We start from the raw sequence: 25,799 nt of genomic DNA, 5'->3' as shown, positions 1-25,799 counted from the left end.
CCTAGCAATCAGGATTAAATCATGGATCAATTAAAACCAATCCTTGCGGGTATCAAGAAATACCATTTTTGGATTTTGTCAGTTGGCGTTCTGATCGCTTCGCTTGTTGTCTTCTACATGTCCAAGAACGAGTTGACACAGGAGATCAGCCAACGTGTCAGCACGATTACGGGCAAGTATGGTGTGGTAACGGAAGTCAGTTCCAAGGCGCCTTTGCATCCCAACGATGCCTCGCAATCAGGCATGGAAGAGATCATTGTGCAACATACCAGCGACGTAAAGCAAGCTTGGGAACTTCAATATGCTCATCAGAAGAATATTCTGAAGTGGCCGACCAAGGTTGGCCGACCTGACACGCTGGCCAAGTTAGATGCAATGCGTCCGATCGAACTGCAGACTTTGGAACCTGATCCACTGGTCTCTAGCGAACGAGAAATCTACCGCGATTATATCAGTAAGGTGTTTCCCGAAATAGCGAAAATCATACGGACTAACTGGACGGTTGCCCCGTTAAGCGGCGGCACGCCACCCAAACCAGAATTTGCCAAACCGATTGTTAAGTGGGAAGACGCATCACAAAAGAAACTACAAGACCAGATCGTCGCTTGGTATGACGCTACTCGCCCACCGAGCACCAAAGAGATTCTTTATACGCAAGAGGATCTGTGGATTCTCGAGGGATTGATGAACATCATCAAAGAGGTCAATCGCAACGCAGTAGAAGACTTTGAAGCTCCAATCAAGGAAATCGAATGGATTCGCATCGGGCAAGCAGCGAACGGTAGCGCTGGTGAGACTGAAACGGTCGCAGGCGCCCAACCTGCGGGCGACACTTACGGCGGAGGCGGTAGCAGTTACGGGGCAGGCTATGGCAGCGGTGGTGACACAGGCGGTGGAGGTGGAGGTGGTGGAGGCGGAGACAGCGCGTATGGATCTGCATATGGGTCGGATGCTCAAGCAAAACGCGACCCGGCCGACCAAAGATACGTTGATTCAAATTACAAACCCGTGAAATCGGATGAACTCATTAGCAAAATGAAGAGTTCGGATCCGAAGGACGCATTTTTCGCCGTCGCGAAACGCGTTCCGATTCAAATGCGTCTGAAAATGGACCAACGCGAAATCGCTCGCCTCGTCGCTCAGTGCGGCAACAATGACCTTTTGGTCGAAGTGAAGCAAGTCCGCATTGGAACTGAAGAATCAACCGAGCGAGCAACAGCTACGGCAACCATGGGTGGTGGTGGCGCGAGCGGTGGTTACGGCGGCGGTGGTGGCGGTTATGGAGCTAGCTACAAACCCTCTGGCGGTGGTAACGAAGGCTACGGCGGAGGCGGTGGCGGTTACGGCGGCGGATATGGCGGAGGAAGCACCGGCGGATATGGCGGGACAGGGGAAGATGCCAGCATCAAATGGGGAGCAGATAAAAGCTATGACCTGGATGTTGAAATCTACGGTATCGTTTTGCTTTTCAACCCCGTAGATATCGACAAACTTGGACTAGAAAAAATCGAAGAAACGACGTCGCTCGAAACTACTGTCAACGAACCTGAAGCAGCAGCAGCTCCAGCGGCAGAACCAACGACCGCGCCAGCGGCGGCCGAAGCTCCTGCTGTTGATGCTCCCGCTGACAGTACCCCCGCCGATGCAGCGCCATCGGAGCAACAGCCTCCAGCAGGGGAGGGCACTCCAGCCCAACCCGCTGCAGCTCCACCCACTACAGAGTCGGCTAGTTTGCCTGTGCCGACCAGACCAACCATTCAATAATTTTTTGATGGGTATCGATGTTACATCGCCGATGGGGTTGTAACGTCTGTGATAAACTAAACTTATTCGCGTTTGAACTTACTTTCGGTCACGAGGTGTGCCATGTTCGGTCTAGGTAAAAAAGCCAGTAAGGATGGCGCTCCGCCATCGCCTCCCAAAGAGAAAGCGTCGAAGTCGAACAAAAGTTCTGACAGCAAGTTCGACATCAAAGATCTTGCGCTTAAGCACGGCGAGAAAGTCGTCGTTGCGATCATTGGCGTTGCGACCGCTTACTTCCTTTATAGCGGCACGCAGGTTGAGTCGATCGATAACTCGCGTACAACCGAAGATCTTCTCCAGAAGGCGGCGAGTACTCGCATCGTCGTCGCAACGCCGCACTGGGAACAGATCGCCCCAACACGGCAGGCTGAAGCGAACTTCTCAGAAAAATCAGCTCGTTCCCGTGAAGCCACCGAGGCATCTCCGTACGGCGACCTTGTTTGGGAACACGTTGCTCGTAATAAAGGCGGAAAACGAGGCGACCCTGAACTACTAGCGCCACTCGAACTCAAAGCGGCTGCTTTCATGGGAGCAATCGCAGTCAACAGCAATCGATTGGCACCAATCGATAGCCTTCCCAATGCCGGAAAGCTTGATGAAAAACGGGGCAGGAAAACAGCAGACGAAACGGCCGCGGAAGTTGTACGAAAAATGGCTAGTGGCTATGACTTTGGATTCCAAGTCGAAACGACTACTGCAGCCGCCGCGGAAACTACTACGCGACGGACCAGTGACGTCGAAGTTGTAGTGCCTAAGTATACGACCTTTGCCGCGGTCACTGCTGCGGTGCCGCATGGCGATTTGGTCAAGAATTATCTAGCGCAGTTTGAGGGCGCCACTGGTTTCAATGCAGACCGTGATTCTCCGAACTATCTAGGTTTTGAAGTCCAACGAGTTGACCTAACGCAAAAAGCGGACAAATCGGCCATTGATGAAGCAGATTGGCAATCCATGCCAAACATCAACATTGATGCATACGAGAAAGTGGTCGAGAAGTGGCCGGGAACAGCTGACGAGACTGCTAAGACCAATTATGTGGCTGACAAACTGACCATGGATGTTCCGCCAATCCTGATTGAAAACTACAGCACCCTTGTAGACCATCCAAAGATTCCTCAGATCAACAAGAAGCCAGCGGCTGCCTCCATGGGTTATGGTGGCGGCTACGGCGCCGGTTATGGTGCAAGTTCTGAGACCGGTTATGGCGCTGGCTATGGCCAATCAAACTACGGAGAAGGTTATGGAAAATCTTCTCCTTCCGGCTACGGCGCCGCAAACGCCGAGGTCGAGGAAATCGATCAGTCAACAATGCCGAAGGCACTTGAAAAGACCGACTTCAAACTGCTCCGTTTCTTTGATTTTGAAGTGCAACCCGGGCATACGTATGCATATCGCGTTCGCTTGATCCTGGAAGACCCAAATTATCCTCGCAATGTCACAGTTCAACCTGAAACGTCGACAATGACTCCAGACGCTTATCAACGCGTTCAAGAATTACGCCGGGTCGATGAAGAAAAAGCAAACGGCGCTAAGAAATATGATCGCACCAGCAAGCGGCTTTCTCCCTGGAGCGAAACCAGTGAATACGTTTCCATCCCGTCTGTAAGCCGTCTGTTTGCCGGCCCAGCCGCTCGTACGTTCTTCCCAGTTGCCCTGAAAGATAAGACTATCGAGAAGGAAGCTTTGCTCTCCGAACCTCTCGTTTATGGGGAATGGAATCGCGAGCTTGGAACGTTGGTTCCGAAGACAGAGGAAGTGAAGTTCCGCGGCTTTGTGCTCGGTGGTAAACCTCGAACCGACACAGGTTTGGATATTATAGATCCGGTTTCAAAGAATGTGAAATCGTTACCTAACCCGCAGTTTACTAATTCGCTCACCGTAGCGGATATCAATGGCGGACGGCCTTTGGATCTATCGACCCGTGACAACGAATTGAAGTCACAAACGGAAGTTGTAGCGTTCGATCCTCTCAGTGGCGATCTGGTGATCTCACGAGAGTTCGACGATTTCGCAAATTATCGACTCTTCTCGTACTCCGATGAACGGGATGAAATCAAGAAGAAAGAGGACGAAGCGAAGAAGTAACTTCTCCCCCTCAACGTCAAATAAAACCGCTCGGCGATTCCAGTTGTCGCCGAGCGGTTTTTCATTTTGGCTCCGTCAGTAGTCCAGCTATTTTTGCCCAGCCACGTGCGAACTGGTCAGCTCTCTGGCATAGCTTCGATTTGCGATTCAAACTCCGGTGCTCTTCTTTGCACAAACGGACTGTCGGTGAAGCTTTTTCCGGTTATTGCTCTAACAATAATGGGAACATGGTCGTGACAATTCTCTACAAACACTCGGTACTTGCTACTCTGAGTTCCTGCGACGGCTGTACCGGCAACGTAAATTCCTGAGACGTTGGTCATCATCGTTTCTGGATCAAACTCCGGCCGCTCTGATTCGCCGACTAAGTTAACGCCGCATAATTTCCAGAGCGTCTTATCTTGCTCATACCCAATCAAACTCAACACATTATCAGCGAGTACTTCAATCTCATCGCTTGCCCCCTCCTTCTGGAGGCAGCCATCAGTTTTTGGAACTGCATGGGAATTTGCCAAGACAACTCGGTCGGATTCAATGCGAAGCGGTAAAGTGTTGAAATACGCTTTAATCTTCTCGCTGCGTATCAGTCCCTCGATTTCGGGCAATAACCAGTATTTAATGCTTTCCTTAGGCAGACATTCGCGGCGGTAGCTTAAGGAGACTTTTGCGCCGCATTGGTTTGCTCGCAACGCGGCTTCAACAGCGCTGTTTCTACCGCCGATGATTAAGACGTTTCGATCGAAGTAGCAGTGCGGCTCTCGGAAATAGCTATCGACATGCGGCAGTTCTTCGCCTTGAACATTCAGTCGCTTTGGTCTGTCCGTCCCCCCGACCGCGAGCACAATGTTGCGACATTTGGCTGAACGAACGGCCGTCGGCGATTGGAGCGTCAGTGAGAAACCCTTTTCAAAACTTCCGCTCATTCCCGTGACGCGTGTGTAGACCGAAACATTGAGACCAAACTGGCGGACGACGCTGCGCAGGTAGGCAAGATACTGTTCGCGAGTGGCCTTCGTCTGGTCAGTCGATTCCAGTGGAACTCCAGCAATGGAGATACGATCATTGCTACTGAACCACCTGGTTTGCGGCGCCCACCAAGAGATAGTATGTCCAACCTGGTTAGCTTCGAAAACTTCGTAGGTTATGCCGAGCCGCTGCATCGCTGCTGCTAACTCGAGCCCTATTGGACCTCCACCTACGATTGCCACATCTAACATATTGGATCGGTGGGTCATTTTGTTCGTCAACTGTAGTCATGAAGGGTAAACGAAATAGGCTGCCGATGAAGGCAGCCTATTTCCAATATCCGCGGATTGAGTGGATCAGTCAAATCGAACAGCCGATCTCTGATCGAAACGGCTGGATGTGGCTGAGTTGTGGGGGCAGGTAACACTGGCGCAATGGCCACGCAGAACCTTTACGCCAGTCATAAATCTGACGGGGCTCGAGTTGCTTACTGATTGTTCGCCGTTGCTCCTTGCCAATCATCTGTTCGAAAAGGCGTAAGTGGTAAATCGCTCTTATTGAACATATTTACGATTGGATTGTTGGCCCATGCATATCGCACCGACTTTGGCTCGGAAACTCCGTCCGCTGTAACCTTCAAGCGTCCGTCTTCCAATATAGTCACATCCGCATCGACAAACGCTTTGTCTTCGCCAGCGATCGTAAATCCTAGCGGGGTGTCAACGTCGAATGGACGCCAACCTTCTCCCAAGTTCGAGAATTTCAGTATGGCGGCGTTTCCCTCGGTTTCCATTGATTCAAAACGAGGAGATTCGGCTGCAATTTGATAGTGGTATTCATTGCGAAGTGCTAGTCGTGCGAGGCGTCTTCCAACTTCAACCTTATTTCGAGGATGAATATCCTTTCCTTCGCCGATGTCGATGATGACTGCCTGACCTACATGCTCAAGTCGATCTAGGGTCATTGTTTGTGCTTCGCGGAGTTCTGCCCACGCGCTTTCTTCGGGCCCGGTTGTCTCCGTCTGATAATCCGCCAATTGGACCCAGTAGAACGGGAAATTGCCTTGTCCCCATCGATCACGCCAATGGGTAATCATCAGGGGGAACAGCTCGCGATATTGGTATGCTCGCTGCGCATTCGATTCACCTTGATACCAGATTGCGCCGCGAATACCGTACCCCAAATGCGACTCGAGAACGCCGTGATAGATGTTTCCTGGGCGATGATTCCCGCTCAAATTTCGTTTCAAATCACCATGTTCTTTTTGTTCTTGCGTGGTGCGATCACTTTTTGCATCCAATTCCTCGAATCGCGTTTGGGATGCTTCCCATCGCTTGATTAGAGCGCTAAAGCGTTCATCGCTTTGCAGAACGGATTGATCGACCCACGCCTCGGCAGCAGATCCGCCCCAAGCGTTATTGATCAGCCCGATTGGCACGTTCATACTCTGGTGTAATTGTCTACCGAAAAAATAACCAACTGCAGAAAAGCCCGCCACGTTCTCACTGTTGCAGACTTTCCATTGTCGCTCGTCATGGGACCACACTTTTTGCTGCGAGCCGACTTGAGGAAAATTGATCATGCGAATTGAAGGGTAGTTCGCCGAGAGTTTTTCCAGTTCAAAGTCTTCGCTGCCCCCGACGGCCCACTGCATATTTGATTGACCCGAGCATATCCAGACCTCACCAGCTAGCACGTCAGTCAGGCGAATCTCCTGGCCGTTGCTTGTGGCCTTTATTTGGTAAGGGCCGCCAACGGCTAGCGACGGCAGCATGCATTTCCAATGGCCTTCGCTATCAGCCGTACATTCAACCTTGCGGTCGACGACAGTAACGGTTACCTGCGCATTAGCATCAGCTTTGCCCCAGATTGGATTTTCTTGATCTCTTTGAACGACCATATGATCGCCGAAGATATTGGGAAGCGAAAATTCAGCCATCGCCGTCGAGCAACAGCCGAAGAAGAGTGCTGTCCAGGCAAGCCCTTGAACGGCGGGTTTAGGAAGGAAACTTAGAAGATGCAACATGTATGCGGGCCCTAACAACTAGCGGAGAGGTGGGAAGTTCCAGAAGAAAATTACTGGAATATTGAAGGATGATTATACCTCCGTCAGCCGCCTGTTGTCTCAACCGCTGAACGTTTTCAAAAGATCGAGCTCTTCTGATCCAATTGGCTGGTTATTTAGCTGGCCCGGGAACAATGCCCGCTTCGCTGCTGGACGATGAGGGCGTTTCTGAAATCCGATGCACGGGACTTCGTTTGTGAACAGATTGGAGGCCACTTACAAATCGATTTCCGTCCACGAAAAACCGCAGAGCGAGATCCTGAGCACTCGTAACACCAATCCTAGATGATTTAGTTATTCGAAGCTTGGGAATATGTGGCACTGCGGGGGGCTCGATCCAAATATCCTGATGTGTTTTCAGGTCGATACCATCCCAGCTGCGGTCGATTTCTAACGCTTGACACAACCGGCTCGGGCCACGGGTAAGGTCGCGTTCGATTTGGCAACCGCGATGCATCTTCATCTGCTCGAGCCCCTCGATCGGTTCGACAGCTCGAATCAACACAGCTTGACCGCTTCCTTCGATCCCGGTTACCACATTCATACAATGCTTGGCATGGATCGTGTAAACATACAAGAGCCCAGGCTCACCAAACATGGTAGCATTTGACCTCGTCATGCCACGTACCGCATGGCAAGCGGGGTCTTTGCGATCAAGGTATGCCTCTGTTTCCACAATCCAACCTGCCAACCAATGGCCATATCGGCGTACAATCAGTTTGCAGCCGAGCAATTTTTGTGCGACTGCCTTTGCGTTCTGTGAATAGAAGTCGGAGTTAAGTCTGTTGGAAGGATCGTATTGCATTCGGGCTAGCTGGATCTTGGGTGAAAATGAACCGCCTATTCGCGACGGTTATTTAGCGATTGTAGATGGTGAAGTTGTAAGCATAGGCGATAGTGCGACTGGGAACGTGATTGATTTTCCAGATGCGTGCATCAGCATGCCTCTCGTAAATGCACATTGCCATCTGGATCTTAGTGATATTGTTACGCCCATCGAGTTTACGGGGAGCTTTTCTGACTGGATACAGACTGTTGTTCAGCACCGAGCCAAACTTCAAAAATTGCCTCTCGCAGCCCTGAAGGAATTCCGCCAGGCGACCATTCGGCTCGGCATAGAACACAGCCGGCAAGGAGCAATTGGAAGCATTTTTGACATTGTGACTAATTACTCCAGCGATCTGTACCCACCTGAGGGCCGAGCATGCATCATACCTTTCGCTGAATTAATTGCGGTAAATCCGATACGACAGCATGCGACTCAAGACTCCGCAGAACTCCTTCACAGCGACGCTGATCGATTTCCAAGTATCGGAATCAGCCCTCATGCTCCTTACACGACCACGATTCCATTAATCGAACGGGTTGTCAAGAATTCCGCGGCAAACCGTTCCCCGCTAGCGATGCATATCGCGGAATCCACCGAAGAGATGCAATGGCTGGACAACAGGACTGGTCGCCTCGCCGATTTCATTTCCAATTTTCAATCGGTTGAGTGCCAACAACAACAGTTTCGCACCTGCGCCGAGATTATTGAAACTCTTGCTTCCGCCTATCGCTCACTCCTAGTTCACGGCAACTATTTAAGCAGCGACGATCTGGATCTAATTGCAAAGTATCGCAATCGCATGGCTTTAGTTTACTGCCCGCGAACACATCAGCACTTTGAGCATCAGGATTATCCGCTTGCAGAGATCCTAAAGCGTGGCATTCCCGTTTTTCTGGGTACAGACTCGCGAGCCAGCAATCCTGATTTGTGGATTCTTAACGAAGCTCGAACAGTCTACCGATCGTTCCCACAGATCGCTCCTGCGCAAATATGGGATATGATTACCAAAGGCCCTCGCAAATTCCTCGCTTCTCCCCTCCGACCGAATGCACCGTTAAAACTCGATCAACTAATCAAATTCGATCTAGGCAGCAACAGTAAGAGCAACGCTGAACAAAATCTGTACGAAGCCTTACTTGCGACTGAGACATATCCCACATGGCTATCCGACGACTTAAGACGGATCACGCTCCGTTAGGCAATGGAAGCCGCGTGCGCGTTTCGCAATCAAAATACATCGCCTTTTGCAACGGCAAAAAGCAGTCTACTTCCTCGCCAACTTTTATCTGGGATCGTGAGAACTCGTCGCTCTGCATACAAACATGTATACGCAGGGCTTTGGAGCCACCAAGCAATACGGTGATCTCCGTGGCGACTCCCAAGAATCGTATGTCTGTTGCGATTCCTTCGAAGCAAATTCCAGCATCAGAACTGGCCGGCCTGTTTTCTTCTGCACGATAGAGTTGAATCCATTCTGGTCGCATCGCCAACACGACTTGATTCAGCGTCGGGAAAGCGGGAAGAGATGCACTTGAAATGTTCGTGACCGTAGTGCCGTCGATCGAAAGAATCCAATTCTTATCTTTTCCTCTCTCAAGACCAAACCTTTGAATGGAAAACGGGCCGAGCGAATCGGCGACCACCAACGAGTTCGGCGAATGGTACAATGTACGAGGTGATTCGCATTGCACGATTCGCCCCTCGTCCAACACTGCGATGCGGTCAGCCAAACGCATCGCATCGTTTTGATCGTGCGTAACATACAGGATGACGCGACGCTCACTTCGTAAGTCGAGAATGATTTGCAGTAGTGACTGCTTACTTTTTTCGTCAAGATGCACCAGTGGTTCATCCAGTAGCACGACGCTCTTCTCTGCTGTCATGGCTCGTGCAAGTGCCAATCTTTGCTGCTGACCACCCGAGAGTTGCTGTGGAAATCTTGCGGACTGGAGATTCAAGCCGACTCTTTCCAAAACGCTATCAATCCGAGCTGACTTTTCATCCCCTGGCAAATGTCTCGCATCGTGCTGGAGATGCTTGAGGACAGACCAATGGTCGTAAAAATTTTGGGATTGGAAGACGAGGCTCAAATCGCGTGCGGATGGAGCCAAATTGCTGATATCGGTTCCGTTAAATTGAATTCGTCCAGACAGGAGTGGGATCAATCCGGCAATCGCGCGCAACAATGTCGTCTTTCCGCTGCCGCTCGCCCCCAAGATTACGAGAATTTCATTTTCGTTGGCCCGGAGCGACAGGTTCTGGATTACATTCCGCTCGTTTGTGGTGCTCGTCTGCGGATTTGTCGTTAATTGCTCGATATCCAGCATTTAATCTTCACTCGGAATGGCCTGTTTGGACGTGTGCATTTGAGCAGTTCAAGACTCAACCGACCTGCTATTCGCAAAAAAGTCGATCACAATTTGAGCTTTCGGCTTGGGTCATCCGTATATTGTAGTGTGAAATATTATTCGTTAGCGCCCGGGCAATGCGTGAAGCGAACGGCAGTTGAAAACCGACCGAAATCGCGGTGTGCGAGGTACCACTTCGTGCTGCTAAATGCGTTTCTTAAGTTTCATCTGTCAATCGCATTAGGGGACTGTAAATCTTCCGGAGGTATGCTGTGAAAATCCGTTTCTTTATCGATTCTTTAAACCGATCGTTTTTGTCCGGCCATCGCCGACTTGCAAGCGTCGTAGCCGTTCTGATTGGCGGAGCCGCTATAGCTGGCTCGCCGTGGCTGTGGGCCGATGATCAGACTTCAGCTGAAGTTGCTACGAACGACGTTATTGCGTCCGACGAAGGCAAAAATCTGATGGGCAATCAAAAGTCTTCTGCGGATAAAGCAGAAAAAAAACCAGAAGAGATCGACTATAAAAAGATTTCGAACCGCGAATGGAAAAAGCGACTATCGGCGGAACAATACCGCGTCACCCGCGCTCATGGAACCGAGAGAGCGTTTTCAGGCGGATATCACAATTCCAAGAAAGATGGAATTTACACATGCATTTGCTGCGGACTTCCTCTTTTCGATTCGGCCAACAAGTTTGATTCGGGCACCGGCTGGCCGAGCTATTACCAGCCGCTTTCACCCGAGGTAATTGGCACCAGTACAGACAACAAGTTGCTCTATACCCGTATTGAAGTCCACTGCGCGCGTTGTGAAGCACATCTGGGGCACGTCTTCAAGGATGCTCCTCAAACTCCGACCGGGCTTCGTTATTGCATGAATTCAGTAGCATTAAAGCTTGAACAACGCGATGACGTTGAGCTTCCTAGTGCCAACGCTCAGGACGATAGCAGTGGCGCCGTACCATCCACGGTGCCTGAATCTGCAGGTGGTGCTTCGGAATAGCACTAAAGCTTTTCAATGCTTGTCCAGCCGAGTAGTCTGGGCAAACAGATCAACAAGCAGAATCGTCAAAGTCTACCGCGTCCCCTGCTGGGTAACGACACAGCGACAAAACTCTTGTACCGAGCGATTTCGTCTTAAGTGCTAAAGCTTAACGCTTACGTAAGACGCAATCCATTCCGTGACGCGGTCAAGACAGTTGCGCCAGAAAGGGTTGAAGTCAACCAGCGCAAACAACCGAGACTGAAAGATAGTCGATCCCCGAAGTTTTGTCTTCGGTCACCCCTTGGGTCGACTCTTTGAAACAACGCTTGCGCTAAGGTGACACGGATGTCTCACGGGAAGGTTGCATCAGTAGCCGTTACGCTTTCTTGCTGCTTTGCTATGAACGCAAATGCTCAAGGATTTTCAGGCAACGCTACGCCAGATTTGGCACCGGTCTACACGGCGGCAGAATTTGGTGGCGCTAGCCCCATGGCTAGTACAGGTTTCGTGAAATTCCTGCAAGACGATAGCTCATCGGACAATCCATCGGATGCAGGGTCCTCACCGAGCGATAGAGCGGCTAAGCCTAAGCTACCTAACGCAGCTCTTCCACGCAGCAGCAAGGACGAATCGGATGCGACAAAAGTCAATCAACCGACAGTAGCAAAACCGCCCATTTCGTTGGACGATCTGGTCGTCCCAAGTATTGCCGAAGACGAAATTGGAACTGGGGACGTTCCCGACGATTTGGCAGCCGACAGCTTACCTCCTAGCATGCCTTTACCGTTGGCGGCAGACAGGGGAATATATTCGACATATCATAAAAACTGGGTCGCAATGGGTTTTTGCCATCAACCTCTGTATTTCGAGGATGCGATGCTTGAACGTCACGGGCACGAGCGATTCCCGATGTTGCAGCCCTTAGTTTCCGGCGCCAAATTTTTCACTACCATTCCGCTGGCGCCTTACCAATGGACTCTCCAACCACCATTGGAAGATCGGTCGACGCTGGGCTCGTACCGTGCTGGCACGCCAGCACCCGTCCTTCGCCAGCGTTTACCGTATGATAAACGCGCGATTCGGAACCAAATTGGTGCTTCCGCCGCCGCCGCTGTCGCGATCCCTTAGGTCGGCAAATATGCAAGCAGAAAAATTCTGACGAATTTCGGACAAATTCGTCCAAATGCGGCCGGATTTGCTGCTGACTTCTACCTAGTCGCTGCGCTATAATGCAAAAGCTGTTCACGGCATACCGGTTTAGAGGCGGACGGATTGCCGCTATCTAATTTAGGAATGGTAGCATGACCCCAAGCATAGATCCCGTTCAGTTCCCCCGTCAAATTTGGCAAGCAGTCTCGGACCAAGCACGCAAGTGTCTTTTGCGACGCGATTTTTGCCCCGATCAATCGCGGATAGAAAATCTGCGCTGCGTCCACCTGCAAGAGGAGACCGAATTGCTATTCGGTCAACAGGTCTGGTTCTTTGAAGCTATAGGAATCGACCCTATCGGCCGCCGACAGATGCTTTATGGCGTGATCGAGTTGTCCATACAATATGGACTTCTCGAACCGAGCCAAACAGCTTTGTTTCAAGACATTGAGCAGAGACAAGCGTTTCTGCGGCAAGAGGTTAACGTCGGCGATAACAAGGTTTGGCAAAGCCGCTCAACCCGCTTTTGGGTAAGACTCACTTGCTTTGGTCTAACAACATTAGTAATGGCATGGCTCGCCTCCGTTATGTTGTTATGGAACTAAAGCACGCTGGTCTTTAACCGCGCGTTAAAGTCGTGCAAGAAAAAGTAAAGCGAGGGCCATCCGACCCTCGCTTATATTTGAATAGGCTTTTGCAGCCTTATTCTTTTTCGAATGCAGAATCGAACGCACGGTTGCTCGGCGCAAAGTCCATGCGCTTCACAAAGGCCGCAGCCTCTCGACCGCCGAACAGTCGGTCCATTCCGCTGTCTTCCCACTCGACGCTCAATGGACCTTGGTAATTGATCACGTTGAGGGCGCGGATGATCTCTTCGAAGTTTACACTTCCGCGACCTGGCGAGCGGAAGTCCCATCCACGACGCGGATCGCCGAAGTTGATGTGACTGCACAGGATTCCACTGCGGCCGTTGAGAGTGGTCGTCGCGTCCTTGACGTGGACGTGATAGATGCGGTCAGGGAACATTCGAATGAATTCAACCGGGTCGATTCCTTGCCAAATCAAATGGCTAGGATCAAAGTTAAAGCCAAACTCGGGTCGATGATCTAGGGCTTCCAGCGCTTTTTGAGCGGAATAGATATCGAAGGCGATCTCGGTTGGATGGACTTCCAAGGCAAAGCGAACTCCGCACTCGCCAAAGACATCCAAGATGGGGTTAAAGCGATCAGCGAACAACTTGAACCCATCGTCGATCATCGACTGCGGGACGGGTGGGAAAGAGTAGTTGAGGTGCCAAATGCTTGAGCCTGTGAAGCCGTTGACGACATCAACGCCGAACTTCTTCGCCGCGCGAGCAGTATCTTTGAGTTCCTCGATAGCTCGTTTTGTGACGCCTTCTGGCTTTCCGTCACCCCAAACGTGTGGGGGTAAAATCGACTTATGCCGGATATCGATGGGGTCAAGAATCGCTTGACCTACCAAGTGCGCGCTAATTGCGTGACACTGTAGATTATTATCTTCGAGCAATTTCCGTCGGTTGTCGCAATAGTCACTCTCGGAAATCGCCCTTCCGACTTCGAAGTGATCGCCCCAACATGCCAACTCGATTCCGTCGTAGCCGAAATCACTGACCAGCTTGACCATCTCGTCAATTCCAAGGTCTGCCCATTGGCCTGTAAAAAGTGTAACTGGCCGCGCCATACTATTTTGACTCCACTGATTATCTTGAAGGAAAGGAAGACGCTGCGACAAATGCGATACCGATGAGATCTCGCGCAGCAACTTTGCAGCTATTGAGAACCCTTAAGATAACCGCCGCCAACGAACCTGCCAATTATGCCTGCTGATGTGAGTACGATGACTTTCGATTGGTCTTCCCCGGTTTTCCAGGCGGCGTTCAAGACGGCCCTGGTGGGCGGGCTGGGAGCCACGATAGCGGTCGCGGGTGGGTCTCTCCTCTGTCTTCTCAGCTGGATCAGCTACGGATTCATCCGACACAGCATTTTGTACCTGGGCTCCGCATTTCTCCTGGTGCCCCCGTACGCGATCGCGGGAGCCTGGAGCAGCAGCGGAGGGATCGATGGCTGGCTGTCGATCAGTCCAGTTGCAACCGCCCAGTCCATGCCGCTTGCAATATTCGCCGTCGCTTGGATCCACGGAATCTCCAAGATGCCGCTAGTGCTCTTACTGTTGGCAACCGCTGTTCTAAGGACAAATTTCCAGACTTTCGAGCAGGCGAGGATCGACCAAAGACCGACCGAACTGTTTTACAAGTATATGCCTGCCACCTTCTTGCCATGGATTGTTCTCGCGTGGACGCTGTGCGCCATGCTCATCAATTCGGACATGGTCATCAGCAATTTGTACCAAGTAGAGACACTCACCGAGTCCTCCTATCTAAACGCCTCGCTCGGTCGGACTTCTGCCATGATCGATCTAGGTTCGATCTTAGTCGCAGTCATTCTGGCCACCATCGTCTTCATATCACTTCGCAACTGTTCTATTGGGCAAGCCCGCTCTCACAGCGGCTCTGCTTCGCTATGGAATTTCCGAAGCCGCTCAAACCGCACCAACTATTGGTCCGGAGCAATAGCGGTTTTAATACTAACGTTTTTCGTATTCGTTCCCCTGTGCAACATAGTGCATAAAAGCGGCATTGGCGCATCGCACGCCGACGAAACGCCCGCGTTATCGTTTAGCATTTTTACTGCGATGTCGACGACGATAGGCTCCATTTCAGGCTTTCGCGAGGAGATTGGCTGGTCTATTCAAATCGCATTGTGGGCCAGCACCGTGGCAATAGCAGGGGCCTTCATCGGCATTATTCTTTGCCGGCACGGAACTCTTGCGAAAGCTACCGTGGCGATGGTTGGAATCGTCTCGCTGTCACTGCCCGGCCCCTTGCTCAACCAAATCGCTATGGCAATATTCAATCGTCCAGAAAATCTCTGGAGCAACCTCTACAACGACACTTTGATTCCTACTGTTTTTTGCTTAGAGTTCCGACTGATGCCGGTTGCATTTTTCTTTTTGCTGCCCATGTGGCTATTCACCGAACGAAGATACGGCGAGATGTGGCAACTCGAAACTTCGGCTTGGTCGCGAGCACGTTTTCGCTTAATTGCAAATTCGATGTGGCGTCCCACGATATTCGCTGCCATTGCTTGTGCAGCAGTCAGCGTGGGCGAGCTAAACTCGTATCTGCTGGTATTGCCACCCGGTGTCACGCCACTGGCAATGCGGATCTTTGATTTGCTGCACTATGCAGTTCGCTTTCGCGAAGCTGGGTTAATCTTGTTGATCATGGCCGCTGGCAGCTTGCTTAGTTTGCTTTTCACTCGACGATTTGTGCTATAGTTGAGAAGGCAGCCTGTCTCAAAAAAAGCGAACTGGCGTCAATTCCAGCGAGCCAGCAACCAAAAGAATCTATGTTCATACTCCGGTCTACTCTCGTCATTTTTACGTTTTCGGTTTTTGTCGCCTGGTTCGGTTGCGCCATCAATTGCGCTCAGGACTCCGATCCTTTGAACTGGTCTACTAAAACGGTCACGAAACTGACTTTAATCGCACCCTCCGGCGACGCCCCGACCCTACTTGAAGGACGCGTCCTGGCAGTAGATCGCGATCGTGGGTGCCTCTTTCAGACCTTTGCCGGCAAATTAAAGATCGTCGAATGGAAAGATGTAAAAACATCGGACAACACTGACACCATATTCGAACCGATTGCGATTGCTGAACTTGCCAAGTCTTTCGAGGATGCAACGAAAGATCAGCATGCCATCGCTTCAGACCATTTTGTCGTTGTTTATCGCGGTGCGCCCGCTTACGCTCAATGGATAGTTGGAATGTACGAAAGATTGTACAAGGGTTTCTACGACTACTGGAGGAAAATGGGCGTTGAACTTCACGAACCCGAGTTCCCGCTTGTTGTGAACGTGTTCGCAAATCAAAACGGATACCTTGAGCAAGCAGCACTTGACGGACTCCAAGAAGGGCAGGCCATGATCGGCTACTATCACTTGCACACCAATCAAACTGTCTCATACGATTTAACCGGCTCACAAACAACTGCAGCTCCCAACAAGCAACTAGGCAAGAATGCTCTTATCCAACTAATCCGCTCACGTCCTGGTGCGGAGCGAACCGTGGCAACCATCGTCCATGAGGCAGTCCATCAGCTCGCATACAATAGCGGGCTGCAAGTGCGATTGGCGGATAATCCACTTTGGCTCAGTGAAGGGATTGCAATGTTCTTTGAGTCCCCCGACTTAAATAGCTCGTGGGGTTGGAGTGGAATTGGAAAGACAAATCAATACCAACTCAGTGCGTTCAAGCGTTTGTCTCCCGCTTCAGAAAGCGATTGGATTACGCCACTAGTGCAGGACGACGAACAATTCACAAATCCCGCTACGGTAAGTTTGGCTTATGCGCGTTCGTGGGCATTGACTTACTTCTTGATGAAGTCGAAACCAAAGGAGTTCGCTGCGTTCATGAAAGAGATGTCCGAAGAGATTCCGCTTGCACCGACAGACTCCCGACGTAGACTCGAAACGTTTCATAAGCATTTTGGCCAAGATGTTCAGTCGCTTCAGAACGAATTGCTGCGCAGGATTTCCCGACTTTAGCGAATCACGATTTCCCTATGTCAAAACTTAATGAAGTTGTTTGCAAAGTGATGCAATTGGAACTGACACCAAGCCAATTGAATTACTACTCCATCCTGTCGCTGCCAAACTTCTGTGACGACCGCAACGAAATCGCCGCAGCCTTGCAGGCGGCTGTGAACCAACTTAGATCTGTTGCCGCGTCAACGTCGCCTGAGGACCTTGCCTCCGTAAAACGCGTTCTCCAGCAATGTAACTCCGTTCTGCTGAATAAAGAAAAGAAATCGCAATACGACAACTTGCTTAACTCGCAGATTAACGCGAGCAAGCCGGTAGGAAACGCACAAGCAAAGGCCGAAAGATCGAGTCCGACAGCCACTCGTGTGGAAAACAAGCCAGCAGAACTGCCGGCTGAACCTGCCTTTGTCGCTTCGACAGCCGTCGCTAACAATTTGGATTCAATACTTCCAACTGGCGACCCGCATGCCGCATTCTCGATGCGTGAATTCTTAAGTTCGGCAGATCCGACGTTACCCACAGAAACGCCCGAGAGCCGGCTTGAACAATTGCGGCAATTGCAAGAAGGTATTTCAAACCCGCGCAATACATCTAACGCGATACCGCAGTACCATGCTCAATCGACCACGGCGCCAGAATCTGCGCGATCCGTAGGTACTAACATTCAACAACGAGTCCGTCGTAAAAAAGCAATTCGCAATTCTCTCACACTCGGTACGTTATCGCTGATCTCGATTGTGCTGGTAGGGTTTGCCATCTACCAGTTCCTCCAATTGAACAAATCTAAAGGTCAGACCGCAAACAATCGTCCCCAGATCAACGCGACTCCCCCAGTACGAAGCGCGGACGACTTGGTGACGAACGAGCCGACCAGTCAAGCTTCGACCGACACACCCAAGAATACAACTGCTGCGGCTTCATCCGCAACATCGCTCGAACTTCCAGAAATTGGCAGCGGAATTGCGGGCGACGCTAGCGGAAAATTCTTCACCGACAGCGCGACTCCTGCCGTCCCGTCAGATATGGCGGCAAAGGAGCCCATGAGCAGTGCAACTGCTCCTTTCGATATGGCGCAATGGCAAACGCTCGTGCAAATGGCCCGGCAAAGTATCGTCGCCAAGGATTTTGAAGCGTTCAACAAACATGTCAATGAAATGTTCAACGTGCAAGGTCTTAAACCGGAGCATCAAGAACTGCGTATAAGAATCGACCGTACTGGGCAGCTTTACAAAATTGCCTCGGAGAGCTTTGAGGCTTCTGTCGACAAGCTTGGCTCGGGAGAGGCAATTCCATTAACGGATACCGATGTAATTAACTTTATCGAAAACAAAGGCGGCAGCTTAGTTTTTAGAATCAAAGGCAAAAACCAAACTTTTGGAACTAGCCAACTGCCTGCGAACATCGTTGTTGCTCTTCTTGATCTTGGGCTCGATAAGGAAGTCGCCATCGATTTAGCAGCCCGTGGAGTATTCTTGAAGCTTTATAGCAGTGAAGCCGCCTTTCAAGCTCAAGGCGTCGAATTCCTAGCGCGAGCAGCTGCGGACGATGAAAAGTTCAACCAGTTAGATGACTTCTCGGCCTATGCTCAGTAGTGACAAAGCGATGCGTAAAAACTTACTTTGCCAAGTCGCGTCCAGCTCTGGTAATAAAAGCGGCCAAAGTCGCTAGATCGGTTTCTTGAGAGAGAAATCGAACGGAGCCATCAAGAAACAAAACCTCTGCACCACCGGTATGCAGCGACCTTATCTCATTGTCGCCAGACCAAACTCTTGGGTCATTAATGCCTGCCGATTGCTCAAAGACATTGCGACCGTTAATCCATTCGGCATCGGGGCCCGCACTGTCTTCCGCAACGCACATCGTGTTAGCATAGCCATCGATAACATCCGTGTTGCGAAAAGAATGGTCGTAGATAAACACGCCATTGTTCGTATTTCGCTTTGTTGTCAGGCGTTGTCCATACAGCCCGCCGTAGTCCGTCGGCCCACGAACTTGTCGCGTGCGTTTCACGGTCGGGCAAACATACACTGAAAGCAACGTCTTGGCGGCAACAGCGTTTGCGGGATCATCAAATGGCTTTGAAAAATCGATCTGAGCCGCTAACGTCGCGTTATCCAGATGGGGCAGAATCGTGGCGGACCACGCGTACTGGCGATTCTTCGATTTGGCGGTTGCACGCCACTCTAAACATCCATACGGAAGTCGGCGTTGAGACATTTCGTAACCACTGATTGCCACACCGATCTGACGCAGATTACTCTCGCAAGTAGTTTTGCGAGCGGCATCGCGAGCACGCTGGACAACGGGCAAGAGAATACCGGCCAGCATCGAGACAATTGCGATAACGACAAGCAGCTCAACAAGCGTCACTGCTCGCCGCGGTATTCTAGCGTGACGTGAAGAAGTCGAACCCACTACATTCATTTCCAAGTGCGATAATAATCGAGAGTCGCTCGCAAGCCTTCCTCTAATCCAAACTTTGGCTCGTATCCAATCAATCGACGTGCGAGCGTAATGTCGGCCAGCGATTCGCGCACATCGCCAACCCGAGCCGGTTCGAATTTTGGCTTGATCTCTGCACCTAATAATGAAGCCAACATTTCGAGCAATTGCAAAAGTGTAGTTTGACGACCATCGGCGACATTGATGACTTTGCCACCCAAGCCCTCCGCCTTTGCCGCTAACAAATTTCCATGCACCACGTTCTTGACGTAGCAGAAATCTCGCGACTGCTTGCCATCGCCATAGATTACAGGTGATTCGTTTTTGAAAATCCGTGTTACGAATAATGGTATGACAGCAGAGTAGGGACTGTTAGGATCTTGGCGAGGTCCAAAGACATTAAAATATCGGATACCCGTAGTCTTCAAGCCAAAGCTATGAAAAAACGACTGGCAATAATATTCACCTGCCAGCTTGGCTGCCGCATAGGGCGAGAGCGTCATCGGCAGATCTGTTTCGCGTTTGGAACTGGTGGGCTGATCACCGTAGGCGCTACTGCTGGCCGCGTAGATAAAACGAGATACGTCCGCTTTTGCACAGTGGTGCAACATGGTTAGCGTTCCGGTTGCACACGCATGGTGCGACCTCAGAGGCTGCTCAAGCGACAGGGGCACGGAAGCCAAGGCGGCTTGATGGAAGACAATCTCGATCCCTTGCACAGCTTTCTCAACGATGGATTCGTCGCAGACATCGCCCTTGATCAGCTCGACATCGCCCTCGAAGCCCTCAAGATTCTTTGCAAAACCGGTGCAGAAATTGTCGAGCACCCGAACAGTATGTCCTTCTTCCAAGAGGCCCTGAACGATGTGAGATCCGATGAATCCGGCTCCGCCGGTGACTAAACATTTGGCCATAATTTGAACTTACCTGATACTTTGACAATGCAACTTTGCAGCTATTCTGCGCCAAAATAAGAGACAAGCATAGACGCAGCTCGTATAGAGAGACCTCATCACCCCTGCTGCAAGAGCGTTTCTGCGAGCGCAGAATCCGTCCGACCTGATGAAAAGCTAGCTAAACAGGCTGGTAAACCCTCCATTTTGCCTAGAAAACCGATGTTGGCACAGACTAGCCAATTAAACTAGACTACCAGCCTTTGCAGAACGGGCCGGTTTGCCCGTGTAAGTTTGCTTGCCATACGCGTAGGAGCGGAAGCATGGGGAAGGAATCCTTTCGATTTATACACGCTAGCGATTTTCATCTAGAGCGTCCGCTGGGTGATTTGCCGGATTTACCGGACCATCTGCGCGCGTCGATCGTCGATGCCCCCTGGAAGGCTGCGGAAGCCGTCTTCGAGAATGCGCTGATCGACAATGCAGACTTCCTTGTGCTGTGCGGGGACTTGTTGCATCCGATTTCTGCTGGCGCATGCGGCCCGGCATTCTTATTAGATCAATTCGAGTCGCTAAATGAGCGAAATATCCCGGTCTATTGGATTGGCGGATCTGCCGACAGTGCCGACCGTTGGCCCGAAGCCGTCGCGCTACCACCCAACGTGCATCGGTTCTCTGACCGTAAGATTGAACAGGTTACATTTCGTCGCGCCGGAGTTCCATTGGCAACGCTTCTTGGTCGTTCATGCGATGGCCGGCAGACTGTGAGTGCTGCAGAATATCATTTCGAAGACGACGACCTGTACCGAATCGCGATTGCATACGGCGAAGCGGACGGTGATTCACTCGCGGGTGAACGAATCGACTACTGGGCCTTGGGTGGCAAACATGATCGCAAGAGCATTGGTGGTGATAACCAACACATTCACTACTGCGGTACACCTCAAGGGCGTTCTATGCAAGAGCAGGGTAATCATGGATTCAACGTCGTAGAAGTCGACGCAGCGGGCGCCGTTCGCGTTCACGCGATTGATTGCGACTTGTTTCGATACAGCGAACAGACGATCGACGCCGACGATATGTCGATCTCGGGCGACATTCGATCGATGATGTCCAAACGAATTCAAAAGCTTCAATCGCAATCGGGCGGTAAACACACGCTGGTGAGTTGGAAAGTTCAGATGGACTTGGAAAATGCTTCTGTCGTCGGACCGGCGGCCCTTGAAGAAATGCTGGGTTGGCTGCGACGTGAGTTTGGTCATGGTTCTCCCTGCACTTGGTCGACTGACATCGAAGTCCTGCCGCCCAAATCGTTCCCAACTAAGTGGCTTGAAGAAGACACGATTCTTGGCGACTTTTTGCGCACGGCGATGGACGCGAGAAAGTCGAAGACAACTAATTTTAACCTGACGCCAATGATCGAAACTGAAACACCGGCTGGCTTGTTCTGGCAGTCAGCTTTGGGACAAGAAAGTTCTGGCTTGCGACGCAACGCAGAACTAGATCTCGCCACCTTGCTGGGCGTGGATTTGTTGCGCGGCCACAATGTTGACCTGCTCTCGTGCACTCGTCGGTTTGGACATCTTGCCACGAAGGAGTCAAACTAAAGATACCAAGGTCCCTGACACTCGACACAGTGTCCTTAGGACCGCTTTAGGAATAATTATCATGAAGATTCGCGATATCCAAATTGATGGTTTTGGCGTTTGGAGTGGATTAAGTGTTGATTCACTGCCTGGATCGATGACGGTCTTTTATGGCCCGAATGAAGCAGGCAAGACCACGCTCATGCAGTTTTTGCGAGCGATGTTTTACGGCTTTACACCGGAACGTCGCACGCGTTATTTGCCCCCAGTCTTCGGTGGAAAACCTGGTGGCATTATTCGCGTGACGGGTCCGGGCGGCGGCTACGAAATCGCAAGACGAGCACAGTTAGATTCGGAAACGGTGACGGGACAACTGACGGTCACTAGCACTGACGGTGTAAGCCAAGGGCAACATCGGCTCTCGTCGCTGCTGGGCAATATTGACGAGCGAATCTTTACGAACGTATTTGCGATTGGCTTGCGCGAGTTACAAGAACTGAACACGCTGGACGATACCGCTGCCGCTGACGAGCTGTACAAGCTTTCGAGCGGAATGGATCGTGTCTCGCTTGTCGATGTAATGCGAAAACTGAAGTCATCCCGCGCACAAATCGTCGGCCCAGCTTCCGACGTCGGCCAAATGCAGGCCATCACGATGCGACGAGACAAACTCAAGGATGAACTTGAGCAGCTAAACAACCGGTCGCGACGTTGGGGCGAACTCGCTTCGGTCCGACGATCCCAACAAAAAGAGATCCAGGAACTGCGTGCTCGTATCGAAACGCTGTCGCTGGAAGCCAAGACAATTGAACTGGCGATGCAGGTCCGCGAACCTTGGAAACAACGCTCGCAGTTGCGTGAAACCAGCAAACTTCTTAATGCTCGGCTAGATATTCCGAACGACGCCGAAGAGAAACTGAAAAAGTTGCGTGCTGAGATCGAAGAGAAACGACTCTTGTTGAACGATCTCAAGCAACAACGCAAAGTCATTCGCGAAGCGGCAGATGCGCTTCCACTTAATAAGGGCATCATGACCTTGGCAACGCGAATAGACGTTGCGAACGAGCAAGGTCCATGGATTTCTGCTCTTCAAAAGCAGATCCAACAACTGCGGTCGCAGATCGAAAAGTCTCGTGAGCAACTGTTGGAAGACGCTCAGCGATTAGGTCTGAATGAAGATGATCGCGAGGCTCTCATCAACGACAAACGCATGGCAAACATGCCGGAGCTGTCGCGGCAAGCAATATCGCAGTTGGCTGGTCCAGCGAAAGATGTAAGATCGAACGTCGCGATGCTGCGTCAAGCGAAAACGCAAATGCGCACCGACAAGAAGGAAGCGGCACGGCTCGGCGATAAGATTCGGATCGCTTTGGAAGCCCGCTCGTATCCCGATTTGCCAACTGCTCTAGCGCAACAACAAACGCTAATTTCAAACCTGCGAAAACTACAACAGGTCGACGAGCGGCTCGACAAACTCGTACGGCATCGCAAAGAACTGGAATCGGAAGCGGTCGATTTGGCAAGCAACGAAGCGTTGCCAATGGATCGATTGACTAGCCTTGCGTTTCTGTTTGTACCTGGTGCAACTCTCTTGGGTGCCGGGCTTCTAAATTTATTGAACATCGCCTTCACGAGCCTCAGCCAAAATTACGTTTTCGGCATGAGCGTCTTTGGGTTGATGTTACTCATGGTCTACTACCTTTACATGCAGGTAGACCAGAAGACGAAGCACGGTGATTTGACCGATTGCGAAGGGCAGTTGGAAGGCTTGCTTGTTCAGATCCGCAAGACGCAGCAAGAACGCGACGAGATGCTCAAAATTCTGCCTGAACATCCAGGCTCAATTGAACAACGCACGCGAGAAGCCGAAACAGAGCTAGGCAACTTAGAAACACTGTTGCCTGTCAGCCATAACTATGAAGCCGTTCAACAACGTATCCGATCTGCAACTCGTGAAGCAACCGCCGCCAGCGACGGCTTTCGCAGTGCAAGGAATCAGTGGAAGCGAACGCTGCAAGGCTTGGGGCTGGCCGAATCGCTTTCTCCAAAAAGCATTCGCATCATGGCCGAAGGTTATGAGTCGATCGTCCAAAGCCGACGCCGTCTTAAAGCACTCGAAGACGAACACGAACAACGCAGTATTGAACTTACAGCGATCGATGCAAAAATTGATTCGCTGCTACGGCAGATCCTAGCAATGAATGGTGCCAACCCGCGCACCTCCAAGTCATCAACGACTAGCGTTTCCACGTCCGGCAAACAAGATTCGAATCTCAACCTGAACCGTGACGCACAGCGATCAACGGCCTCCGGTGCGCCCAATCGAGCCGAACAGAAAAACCGACCTGCCGCTCCATTGACTTCCATGAGCACCGCAGTGGATGGCTACGATGTTACCGACGGGCCTTTGGAAAAGCTTTCTCAACTCCAATCAATCATTGCTGGTCAGCAACAGCACATCGTTCGCAAGCGGGAACTTCGGGCGGAATTTGACGAACTGATTCGTAAACATAAATCTGTTCGCAAATCGATGGAGCGACTGGTACGAACGCAAGATGCACTTCTAGCCGAACTCGCTGTCGAAGACAGTGACCAGCTTTCGTCCCTAATGAACAAGAAGCGGGAACACGAGAAACTAGGTTCGCAGATCGAAGAGCGTGACTCGCGGATCCAAGCCATTTTGGGTGGTAACGTGCCCTACGAAACGGTGGCTAGACTTTTGGATAACGCCCAGTCCGCAGCCGATCTCGAAAAACGTTGGGAAGCGATCACTCAAAACGTAACGCAATCCGAGCAGCGAGTCTCTCAGTTGCTTGAACGCCAAGGCGAAACGCAACAAGAAATGAAGTCGATCGCAGGTGACCGACGATTGTTGGAAATTAAAACTGAGCTTCAAGTCCTTGAGCGCCAAATCGAGTTGACGGCCGAACATTGGCGGACTTTGGCCACGACCAGCTCTATGCTGCAACGCGTTTGTGAAGTCTACGAAACCGAACGCCAACCGGAAACTCTACGTGAAGCGTCAACGTTCCTGAAGCAGTTGACCGACGGCAAGTATCGCCGCGTCTGGACACCGCTCGGCAAGAATGCGTTGCGCGTTGAAAACGATAAGGGACAAGACCTGCCTATCGAAGTCCTAAGTCGAGGAACACGAGAAGCCGTATTCATCGCGCTTCGACTTTCGCTGGCAGCAGCTTATTCACGTCGCGGCGTCATGCTTCCACTCGTGCTTGACGATGTGTTAGTAAACTTCGACTCCGATCGTGCTTACCATGCTGCCAAAGTACTACGCGACTTCTCGCAGTTAGGCCATCAAACAATTTTCTTCACCTGCCATGAGCACATTATGCGAATGTTTCACAACATTGATGTGCAGGTCCGCGTCCTTCCCGAACATGGCCAAAGCGGCGAAGCTCGCATCTATTCTCCGCCAGTCGTTCAGCAGGTGACTGCCATCGTGACCGAACCTGCGAAGATCGTTGTGGAAGAACAAATCGAGGAAGTGTACGACGAAGAGCCTGAAATCGAAGAAGTCGAGGAAATCGTTGAAGTCGTCAGCGAAGCCCCTGAACCAATCGAGGAAGTCGAAGTCGAAGAAGTTGCCGACGAACCGCTCGTCGTGGAAGCAGAAGCACCAGTCGTGGAAGTCATTGAAGTTGTCGAAACGCCACGGCGAGTGCGAGCCCAACCCAAGCCATTCCGCCGACGTCGAGTTGTCGAAGAACGCATTATTGAACCAGAGGTAGTCGAGCATGTCGATAGACTTTGGTACGAAAACGGTTACGATCCCGATTCGACTCCGATGCCGATCGCAAACGCGATCCCACGCGACAACCGAACTATTGACGAGATCAACTCAACATGGCTCTCGTCAGATCATACTCCCGGCGTCGCATGGGATTGGGATACGCTCGGCATCGATTCGACGCCAAGCTCACCGCATGTTCTTACCGAAACGGAACTTGAGCTCAGCCGAAAAGACTCGACGTCCCCTTGGTGGCGGCCGTAATCACGTTCACTCAGCC

The 25,799-nt window shown here is 51.2% G+C and carries 18 protein-coding genes; 11 read left to right on the top strand and 7 right to left on the bottom strand.

Annotated features, from left to right (window positions below; translation table 11 throughout):
- The first annotated feature begins 21 nt into the window (after positions 1–21).
- Both SH451x_RS00615 and SH451x_RS00610 read left to right on the top strand, forming a co-directional pair.
- Positions 22–1,764: a hypothetical protein gene (locus tag SH451x_RS00615; RefSeq protein WP_479360318.1), complete on the top strand. Its 1,743-nt coding sequence runs from the start codon at positions 22–24 to the stop codon at positions 1,762–1,764.
- A gap of 102 nt (positions 1,765–1,866) precedes the next feature.
- Positions 1,867–3,888, top strand: coding sequence for a hypothetical protein (locus SH451x_RS00610; RefSeq protein ID WP_479360317.1), 2,022 nt, complete (start codon positions 1,867–1,869; stop codon positions 3,886–3,888).
- A gap of 116 nt (positions 3,889–4,004) precedes the next feature.
- Here the strand turns inward: SH451x_RS00610 and SH451x_RS00605 are convergent, their stop codons facing one another.
- The 3 genes from SH451x_RS00605 to SH451x_RS00595 all read right to left on the bottom strand — a co-directional run bounded on the left by SH451x_RS00605 (position 4,005) and on the right by SH451x_RS00595 (position 7,724).
- On the bottom strand, positions 4,005–5,123 hold the full coding sequence (locus SH451x_RS00605; RefSeq protein WP_479360316.1) for an NAD(P)-binding domain-containing protein: 1,119 nt from the start codon (positions 5,121–5,123) through the stop codon (positions 4,005–4,007).
- A gap of 218 nt (positions 5,124–5,341) precedes the next feature.
- A complete protein-coding gene (locus tag SH451x_RS00600) occupies positions 5,342–6,880 on the bottom strand; it encodes a sialate O-acetylesterase (RefSeq protein WP_479360315.1) in 1,539 nt (512 codons plus the stop codon).
- 151 nt (positions 6,881–7,031) lie between these two features.
- Complete coding sequence (locus tag SH451x_RS00595; protein ID WP_479360313.1) at positions 7,032–7,724, bottom strand: DNA-3-methyladenine glycosylase; 693 nt, start codon at positions 7,722–7,724, stop codon at positions 7,032–7,034.
- Here SH451x_RS00595 and SH451x_RS00590 point away from each other — a divergent pair.
- A complete protein-coding gene (locus SH451x_RS00590) occupies positions 7,705–8,946 on the top strand; it encodes an amidohydrolase family protein (protein ID WP_479360312.1) in 1,242 nt (413 codons plus the stop codon). The two genes, SH451x_RS00595 and SH451x_RS00590, sit on opposite strands and share 20 nt — an antisense overlap.
- Here the strand turns inward: SH451x_RS00590 and SH451x_RS00585 are convergent.
- Positions 8,933–10,075 (bottom strand): ABC transporter ATP-binding protein, encoded by a 1,143-nt coding sequence (locus SH451x_RS00585; protein WP_479360311.1) that lies wholly within the window; start codon positions 10,073–10,075, stop codon positions 8,933–8,935. The two genes, SH451x_RS00590 and SH451x_RS00585, sit on opposite strands and share 14 nt — an antisense overlap.
- Positions 10,076–10,368: 293 nt before the next feature.
- Here SH451x_RS00585 and msrB point away from each other — a divergent pair, with 293 nt between their 5' ends.
- The 3 genes from msrB to SH451x_RS00570 all read left to right on the top strand — a co-directional run bounded on the left by msrB (position 10,369) and on the right by SH451x_RS00570 (position 12,836).
- Positions 10,369–11,100, top strand: coding sequence for a peptide-methionine (R)-S-oxide reductase MsrB (msrB, locus tag SH451x_RS00580; RefSeq protein WP_479360310.1), 732 nt, complete (start codon positions 10,369–10,371; stop codon positions 11,098–11,100).
- A 381-nt stretch (positions 11,101–11,481) separates the two neighbouring features.
- Entirely contained in the window at positions 11,482–12,210 is a 729-nt protein-coding gene (locus SH451x_RS00575; protein WP_479360309.1) for a hypothetical protein, read from the top strand.
- A gap of 173 nt (positions 12,211–12,383) precedes the next feature.
- The gene (locus SH451x_RS00570) at positions 12,384–12,836 is read left to right on the top strand and encodes a hypothetical protein (RefSeq protein ID WP_479360308.1); all 453 of its coding nucleotides are present in this window, start codon (positions 12,384–12,386) and stop codon (positions 12,834–12,836) included.
- A 97-nt stretch (positions 12,837–12,933) separates the two neighbouring features.
- Here SH451x_RS00570 and SH451x_RS00565 read toward each other — a convergent pair whose 3' ends face one another.
- Positions 12,934–13,932, bottom strand: a complete 999-nt coding sequence (locus tag SH451x_RS00565; protein ID WP_479360307.1) for a sugar phosphate isomerase/epimerase family protein — start codon at positions 13,930–13,932, stop codon at positions 12,934–12,936.
- A gap of 135 nt (positions 13,933–14,067) precedes the next feature.
- Here SH451x_RS00565 and SH451x_RS00560 point away from each other — a divergent pair, with 135 nt between their 5' ends.
- From SH451x_RS00560 to SH451x_RS00550, 3 genes are all read left to right on the top strand, one after another.
- Positions 14,068–15,588, top strand: a complete 1,521-nt coding sequence (locus SH451x_RS00560; RefSeq protein WP_479360305.1) for an ABC transporter permease family protein — start codon at positions 14,068–14,070, stop codon at positions 15,586–15,588.
- Between the two features lie 167 nt (positions 15,589–15,755).
- On the top strand, positions 15,756–16,856 hold the full coding sequence (locus SH451x_RS00555) for a DUF1570 domain-containing protein (RefSeq protein ID WP_479360304.1): 1,101 nt from the start codon (positions 15,756–15,758) through the stop codon (positions 16,854–16,856).
- A 17-nt stretch (positions 16,857–16,873) separates the two neighbouring features.
- On the top strand, positions 16,874–18,445 hold the full coding sequence (locus SH451x_RS00550) for a hypothetical protein (RefSeq protein ID WP_479360303.1): 1,572 nt from the start codon (positions 16,874–16,876) through the stop codon (positions 18,443–18,445).
- A gap of 22 nt (positions 18,446–18,467) precedes the next feature.
- Here SH451x_RS00550 and SH451x_RS00545 read toward each other — a convergent pair whose 3' ends face one another.
- Both SH451x_RS00545 and SH451x_RS00540 read right to left on the bottom strand, forming a co-directional pair.
- Entirely contained in the window at positions 18,468–19,277 is an 810-nt protein-coding gene (locus tag SH451x_RS00545; RefSeq protein ID WP_479360302.1) for a DUF1559 domain-containing protein, read from the bottom strand.
- Positions 19,274–20,209 carry an SDR family oxidoreductase gene (locus SH451x_RS00540; RefSeq protein WP_479360301.1) on the bottom strand — a complete coding sequence of 312 codons (936 nt, stop codon included), beginning with the start codon at positions 20,207–20,209 and terminating at the stop codon, positions 19,274–19,276. Before SH451x_RS00540 ends, SH451x_RS00545 begins: the two co-directional genes overlap by 4 nt.
- A 302-nt stretch (positions 20,210–20,511) precedes the next feature.
- On the opposite strand from SH451x_RS00540, the gene SH451x_RS00535 reads away from it, so the two are divergent.
- Both SH451x_RS00535 and SH451x_RS00530 read left to right on the top strand, forming a co-directional pair.
- Complete coding sequence (locus SH451x_RS00535; protein ID WP_479360299.1) at positions 20,512–21,795, top strand: metallophosphoesterase family protein; 1,284 nt, start codon at positions 20,512–20,514, stop codon at positions 21,793–21,795.
- 61 nt (positions 21,796–21,856) lie between these two features.
- Positions 21,857–25,783 carry an ATP-binding protein gene (locus SH451x_RS00530; RefSeq protein WP_479360298.1) on the top strand — a complete coding sequence of 1,309 codons (3,927 nt, stop codon included), beginning with the start codon at positions 21,857–21,859 and terminating at the stop codon, positions 25,781–25,783.
- The last annotated feature ends 16 nt before the right edge of the window (positions 25,784–25,799 follow it).

The sequence above is a fragment of the Njordella aestuarii genome, assembly GCF_056494165.1.
This window is presented reverse-complemented; position numbering and strand designations above follow the sequence as displayed.